Source organism: Mesorhizobium sp. M7A.F.Ca.CA.002.05.1.1 (assembly GCF_003998335.1).
Classification (GTDB): domain Bacteria; phylum Pseudomonadota; class Alphaproteobacteria; order Rhizobiales; family Rhizobiaceae; genus Mesorhizobium.
Window position 1 is genome coordinate 1 of record NZ_RZQI01000271.1, and the last position, 6,668, is coordinate 6,668.

General features: G+C 61.5%; 7 protein-coding genes. 2 read left to right on the top strand and 5 right to left on the bottom strand.

The features are described 5' to 3' along the window. The 3 genes from EN939_RS15625 to EN939_RS15635 form a co-directional block, all read right to left on the bottom strand. A partial coding sequence (locus tag EN939_RS15625) for an ABC transporter substrate-binding protein (RefSeq protein ID WP_245473099.1) occupies positions 1–462 on the bottom strand: 462 nt, incomplete at its 3' end. Positions 463–481: 19 nt separating this feature from the next. Then, a complete protein-coding gene (locus EN939_RS15630) occupies positions 482–1,387 on the bottom strand; it encodes a proline iminopeptidase-family hydrolase (RefSeq protein ID WP_127268711.1) in 906 nt (301 codons plus the stop codon). A gap of 55 nt (positions 1,388–1,442) precedes the next feature. Then, a complete protein-coding gene (locus EN939_RS15635) occupies positions 1,443–2,957 on the bottom strand; it encodes a leucyl aminopeptidase (RefSeq protein ID WP_127268712.1) in 1,515 nt (504 codons plus the stop codon). A 236-nt stretch (positions 2,958–3,193) separates the two neighbouring features. Here EN939_RS15635 and EN939_RS15640 point away from each other — a divergent pair, with 236 nt between their 5' ends. Together EN939_RS15640 and EN939_RS15645 are read left to right on the top strand one after the other, a co-directional pair. Further along, positions 3,194–4,096: a LysR family transcriptional regulator gene (locus EN939_RS15640; RefSeq protein ID WP_127268713.1), complete on the top strand. Its 903-nt coding sequence runs from the start codon at positions 3,194–3,196 to the stop codon at positions 4,094–4,096. 242 nt (positions 4,097–4,338) lie between these two features. After that, positions 4,339–5,796 (top strand): NCS1 family nucleobase:cation symporter-1, encoded by a 1,458-nt coding sequence (locus tag EN939_RS15645; protein WP_127268714.1) that lies wholly within the window; start codon positions 4,339–4,341, stop codon positions 5,794–5,796. 35 nt (positions 5,797–5,831) lie between these two features. Here EN939_RS15645 and EN939_RS15650 read toward each other — a convergent pair whose 3' ends face one another. Next, positions 5,832–6,368, bottom strand: a complete 537-nt coding sequence (locus tag EN939_RS15650; protein WP_127268715.1) for a DUF1697 domain-containing protein — start codon at positions 6,366–6,368, stop codon at positions 5,832–5,834. Between the two features lie 18 nt (positions 6,369–6,386). Then, a partial coding sequence (locus EN939_RS15655; protein ID WP_442919536.1) for a glutamine amidotransferase-related protein occupies positions 6,387–6,668 on the bottom strand: 282 nt, incomplete at its 5' end.

Below are 6,668 nucleotides of genomic sequence, written 5' to 3' on the forward strand. Positions count from 1 at the left end.
GCTCTTGGTGTCGGCCAGGCATTTGTCGGCACCGACGATGCCGGCATAGAACGTGCCGGAGGTGGGTCCGGAAACCTTGAAGATGCGCTGGAAAGAAGCGACGACGTCCTTCACGCCAAGATCCTGGCCACTGGAGAACTTGATGCCCTTGCGCAGCTTGAAGGTGAAGGTCTTGCCGTCATTGCTGACCTGCGGCAACGCCTCGGCCAGATCGGGAACGATGGTGAAGCCGTCCATACCCTCGGCCTTGCGGAAGGCTACCAGGCCGTCATAGATCGGCTGGTACATCTGCCAGCCCTGGTCCGTGTAATTGATGTGCGGATCGAGCGTTCCGGCCGCGGAGCGGGCCAGCAGGCGGATGGTGCCGCCTCGGTGCTCCTTGAGATATTCGGCCTGTGCCGGGGCCAGCCATGTACCGGCCAGCAATGCCGCGGCTGTTGCCGCCAGAAGCAGTTTCTTCATGTCTTCATTCCCCTTTTCTTCAATTGTCGTTGTGGTCCAGGAAGTCTCCCACCACCCGCATGCACGCATCTTGCTCTTCGACATGCGGCATGTGGCTGGAATGCTCGAATATCTCCCAGCGAGACCCCTTGATGCCGTCCTTGTAGGGCTGCACGGTCGCGGGCGTGGCCTCGTCGTGACGTCCGGAGATGATCAGAGTAGGAACATCGATGGCCGGCAGACGGTCGACGATGCTCCAATTCTTCAGCGTTCCGATGACATGGAATTCGTTTGGCCCATTCATCAGATTATAGACGGTCGGATTGCGCACGACCTGGGCGAAACTTTCCGTGACTTCGGACGGGAAAGGCACGACCCGGCAGACATGCCGCTCGTAGAACACCATCGTCGCCGCCTGGTACGCCGCATCGCCCGTCGTGCCGGCCTGCTCGTGCCGGGTCAGTGTCTCCTGCACATCCGCGGGTAGGTCGGCACGCAACCGGTTGGCCTCTTCGACCCACAGTTTCATGGAAGCCGGCGAGTTGGCGATGGTCAGCGACTTCAGGCCCTGCGGCCGCGTCACGGCATATTCGGCGCCCAGCATGCCGCCCCAGCTCTGGCCGAGGACGTGGAAGCCCGTCCGAATGCCGAGATGGTCGACCAGGTTTTCAAGCTCGTCGATGAACAGCCCAGGTGTCCAGAAATCGGCGCCTTTCTCAGGCAGCAAGGTGGAATTGCCGCAGCCCAACTGGTCGTAGTGGATGACGGCGCGATCCCTTCGCGCAAGAAGCTTGTAGGCATCGACATAGTTGTGAGCGACGCCTGGGCCGCCATGCAGGATCACCACAGGCGCCTTTTCGCCACCGAGTTCGCCACTGACCCGATACCAGGTCTCGTAGGCGTCGAAAGCGGCCCGTCCTTCCATGCCTATGATCTCAGATGACATCCCAGTTCCCAGTGCGGTTGAAGGCATCTTGTATTTGTCCGTGACGGCAGGCGCCCTAACTCATGTTGCGGGTGACCTGCACCCACTCTTCCAGCATCTGCACGCCAAATGCCGTGGCGCCTTGCCTGCCCAGAGGCCGATCGGTGTCGGTCAGTTCCTTGCTGGCGATGTCGAGATGCACCCAGGGGCGGTCTTCCGTGAAGTGACGCAGGAAGGCCGCCGCATAGGGAGCGTCGCCGTCTTCCATGTCCTTGGCATGATGCCTGAGGTCCGCGAACGGCGATTGCAGACCCTCATCATAGGCCCGGTCGAGCGGCAGCCGCCAGAACCGCTCGCCGACCGTTTCTCCGGCCGCGATCATCTGTGAAGCGATGGCATCGTCGGTGCTGAATAGGCCTGCGAATATCGACCCCAGGCCACGCGTCACCGAATAGGTCAGCGTCGCCAGATCGACGATCACCGAAGGGTTGAAGCGCGTGGCTGCATAGTAGAGGCAGTCGGCCAGAAGCAGGCGTCCCTCCGCATCCGTGTCGAACACTTCCACTGTCTGTCCCGAGGCCGTGGTGATGATGTCGCGCGGTTTGAGCGCGGTGCCCGATGGCATGTTCTCGGCGATGCCGAGAACACCGACAACGTGTACCGGGCTGCCTTGCCGGGCGAGCGCGATCAGCAGGCCGACCACAGCCGCCGCTCCGCCCATGTCGGCTTTCATGTCGAACATCTGCGCTCCGCCCTTGATGCAGAGGCCTCCCGAATCGAAGCAGACGCCTTTGCCGACGAAAGCGAGTGGTTGGGCGGGAGCACCCTTGCCGCGGTAGCGCAGGACAGCGACCCGTGGCGGACGCGCCGAGCCCGACCCAACGGCGAGGAGCGCGTTCATGCCGAGCTCCTTCAGTTGCGCGGCATCGAGCATTTCGATGTCGATGCCGGCTTCACGCAGCGGCTCCAGATGATCATGGAAATTGTCGGGGTGGAGATGGTTTGGCGGCAGGTTGACCAAGGTGCGTGCATATTCGACGCCGTCGGCGATTGCATTGATCCGCGTCAGCGCCGCGGTCAGATCCGTGCCGCCGGCTCCGACCAGTTTCACCCGCAAGGTTCGATCCGCCCCCGCGCCTTGCCGCCGGTTGCGCATGTCGAAACGATAGCGGCGCAGCCGCATGCCAAGCGCGACACGCGCCAGGATTTCGGCGCCGGATAGTTCAATGCCAGCGATGGGGTCCAGGACCAGAGTGGCCGCGCATTCCCCCTTGCCTTCCAGATGTGCGGCAAGCAGACCGCCGGCGCGCGCCAACGAGAGGGTGGTTACGGCTTCGGCTTTGCCCAAGGCCAGGACGACCACACGCTTGGTCGATACTGTTTGCGGGGCGATGAGATCGATGCAGGTGCCGGATTCGGCCAAGGCGGCCGGGTCGGAGCAAGCACGTGACACGATCCCGCTCATCTCAGCGTCCAGAGCCGCTGCCCGGGGACCAAAGCTTGGTTGGGCAGTTTGCAAAATCACGACGACGGAGGTTTCCGCGGAAATCTCGTCCGCAGCTTCGAAGACCGGCGCTGGCGATTGAGGCATAGGCTGGCGCTCTCTCCAATTGCGGCGATACCGAGCAAAGCTTCGCTCTCCACCGGTGAGACTGGTCAAGCCGGTCTCAGCCGTCGATGGTATAGTGCCGGTCCCCAAACAGTCGCTTTCTTGAGACGACTTAATTGCTCTTGTCTTCTGGGTATCCCCTAAGGGGGCAGGCGATCAAACGCGAATTCTGCCCATGTCGATTGACAAAAACTCAACTGACAATTCATGATCGGCCAATGGCCCTTCCCTCACTCAATGGCATGCGCGCTTTCGAGGCTGCCGCTCGCCTCGGCAGCGTCAAGGACGCGGCGGAAGAACTGCATCTGACACCCTCGGCTGTCAGTCGCCACATCCGCGCGCTTGAACAAAATCTTGGCCAGGACCTGTTCGAACGCGGTTTTCGCCAGATAACGCCAACCATCAGGGGCTCCTACTATGCGCGCAGCCTCTCGGAGGCGTTCGAAGCCATCTGGCGCGCCACCGATGACGTCAGCCTCTCGGACGGCTCGCGCCACGGCAAGATCCAACGGGTCCGGGTCTTGTGCGTGCCCACCGTTCTGAACCTTTGGCTGGCGGACCGGTTGCCGAACTTTCGCCGGTTGCATCCGTCGGTGGATTTGGAGATCTCCACTTCAGGCAAGCGCGCCAACTTCGATTTGGCCATTGTCGACGAGTTCGTCTACAAGGCCGGCCCGGCTTTGACGCTGCTGATCCCGCTGCTTTTGACCCCGGTCTGTGCGCCTTCGCTTTTGGAGGGGCCTGTGCCGCTGCGATCGCCGGCCGATCTGGTCAATCATCATCTGATCCATGAATGCGAAACCATGAGATGGAAGCGTTGGCTGGAGCAGGAAGGCGTTCTGGAAACGACGCCAAAATCCAGCACAACACTGGATGATTGTACGCTCATCATGCGCGAAGCGATCAATGGCGCCGGAATAGCGCTTGCGGACACGATAATGGCGCAAGATTTTCTGCAGCAAGGCAAACTGGTCGCGCCGTTCCATGTCCGCCACACCTATCCGGCCGGCATTTACCTGCATCAGCGTCGCAGCATCGGCAACAAACCAGGCACCGGCCTGTTTCAGGATTGGCTGCTCGCTGAAGTCGCGGACCACAAGCAGGTGATGGCCATCGCTTAGGGCCCCCTACCGAAGATGTCGGCAGCCACCGCTTCACATTGGAATCCCAGCGTCGAACTTCGAATCATCCGTGCCGGGTTCAGCGATGACCCACCATCGCCTTGCATCGATAATCGCAGTTCTCATTGAATATCTTTAAGGCCAAAGCCGGCAAATAGGTTGCTTGTCGGTTCCCCTGCGGCAGGCTTAACCTGCACGCGGTCAACGCGTGAGGGCGCGTGCTGCAAAAGGGGAACATTGCCATGACGATACAGGGTGCTTCACCTGATCTGTACAACGAGGATCTGGCTCCGGCCAAAGTTCGAAACTGGGGACCATTCTCGATCTTCAACGTCTGGACGTCGGACGTCCACAGCCTTTGGGGCTACTATCTGGCCGCTAGCCTGTTTCTGTTCTGCGGCGGCTTCGTCAACTTCATCATCGCCATCGGTATCGGCTCGCTGATCATCTATGTGCTGATGAATATGGTCGGCTATGCCGGAGTGAAGACGGGCGTGCCCTACCCCGTGCTTGCCCGCGCCTCTTTCGGCATCTGGGGTGCGAACATACCGGCACTGGTGCGCGCCATCGTCGCCTGTTTCTGGTACGGCGCGCAGACGGCCGCCGCCTCGGGCGCGATCGTGGCGCTGCTGATCCGAACGCAATGGTTCGCCGATTTCAACGCCAGCACGCATTTCCTCGGCCATACCGGCCTGGAGGTGATCTGCTTCGTGGTCATCTGGGGGCTGCAACTGCTGATCATCCAGAACGGCATGGAAACGGTGCGCCGCTTCCAGGACTGGGCCGGCCCCGCGGTTTGGGTGATGATGCTGATCCTGGCGATCTATCTCTGCGTGAAATCCGGGAGATTTGCCTTCACCAGCGATATCCCGATGGACGTGTTGCTGGACAAGACGAAGGACGCGGGCGTGCCCGGCACGCCGGGATCGTGGACCTCGCTGTTTGCGGTGGCCGCGATCTGGGTCACCTATTTCTCGGCGCTCTATCTCAACTTCTGCGATTTCGCCCGTTACGCGCCGGACAAGGCATCGCTGCGCAAGGGCAACATCTGGGGCCTGCCGATCAACCTGATCCTGTTCTCGCTGGTCGCCGGCGTCACCACCATTGCCGCCTTTGACGTTTATGGCGAGGTGCTGCTGCATCCCGACCAGATCTCGGCGAAATTCGACAGCTGGTTCCTGGCAGCGCTCGCAGCCCTGACCTTTGCCGTGGCAACCCTCGGCATCAACGTGGTGGCAAACTTCGTCTCGCCGGCCTTCGACTTCTCCAACGTCTTTCCCAGGCAGATCGACTTCAAGAAGGGCGGCTATATCGCGGCCGTGATTGCCCTGCTGCTTTACCCCTTCGCGCCGTGGGAAGGCAGTGCCGCTTCCTTCGTCAACATCATCGGCGCGACAATGGGGCCGATCTTCGGGGTGATGATGGTCGACTACTACCTGATCCGGAAGGGCGAGGTCGACGTCGAGGCGCTCTACCGCGAGGACGGCGAGTTCCGTTTCCAGGGCGGCTGGCACGTCAATGCCTTCATCGCAGCAGGCATCGGCGCCATCTTCTCGTCGATCCTGCCCAACTTCACCAACTGGCTGCCGTCCTGGTGGGGTGTCTATGGCTGGTTCTTCGGCGTGGCGATCGCCGGCATTATCTACTACGTGCTGCGCACCGCCGCTCTGGGCGCAGGCGCCAAGACCGCGAAAGCCTGACGAGCATCATCAGGGGCGGCGCAAAGCCGCCCCAACTACCCGATCATCTCGGCCAATTTGCGCACCGTGTTCCAGTTGCGCGACGTGCCGATGCCCATGCGCTTGTGGTTCATTGCCGCGAGCAGCCGCGAACTTGGCCTCTCTCGCGAAAAGACGACCCAGATGTCGCCGCCGAGCGAAGTCACTTTCTCGTCCTCGGCGGCATAGGCCTGCAGTGCCGTCACGGCCTGCTCGGGTGCAGGCTTACGCATCACGCGCACCGCCACCTGATCCGCGGTCGCATTCGATTCCATCGGAAACGGATTGCCGGCGGCAAGCTTCAGCCAGTCCTCGGCACCGCGCACAATGATATCGACATGGCGGCCGAAGGTTTTTTCGAAGGCTGCCTCCAACCACTGTTCGAGGTCGGCGATATCAGTTGCCGGTGCCTCGAAGACCAGATTGCCCGTCGCCACCAGCGTGCGCGGGTTGTTCAGCCCGAGCTCTTCGGCCATGGCCTTGAGGTCGGCCATGACGACCCGTCGCCCCTCAGCCAGGATGATGCTGTAAAGCAGTGCGACATAGGTCTGCATTGCCGCCCGACCTGATCGCTACACCAGCCGGCTCTGCTCCACGGCCGCCTCGATGAAACTGGCGAACAGCGGATGCGGCTCGAGCGGCCGGCTTTTCAGTTCCGGGTGATACTGCACGCCGATGAACCACGGATGGTCCGGGTATTCGACCGTTTCCGGCAACACGCCGTCGGGCGACATACCGGCAAACACCAGGCCGCAATCCTCGAGCCGCTCCTTGTAGTCGACATTGACCTCGTAGCGGTGGCGATGGCGCTCGAAAATCTGTGTGTCGCCATAGATCTCGGCGATCTTGGAGCC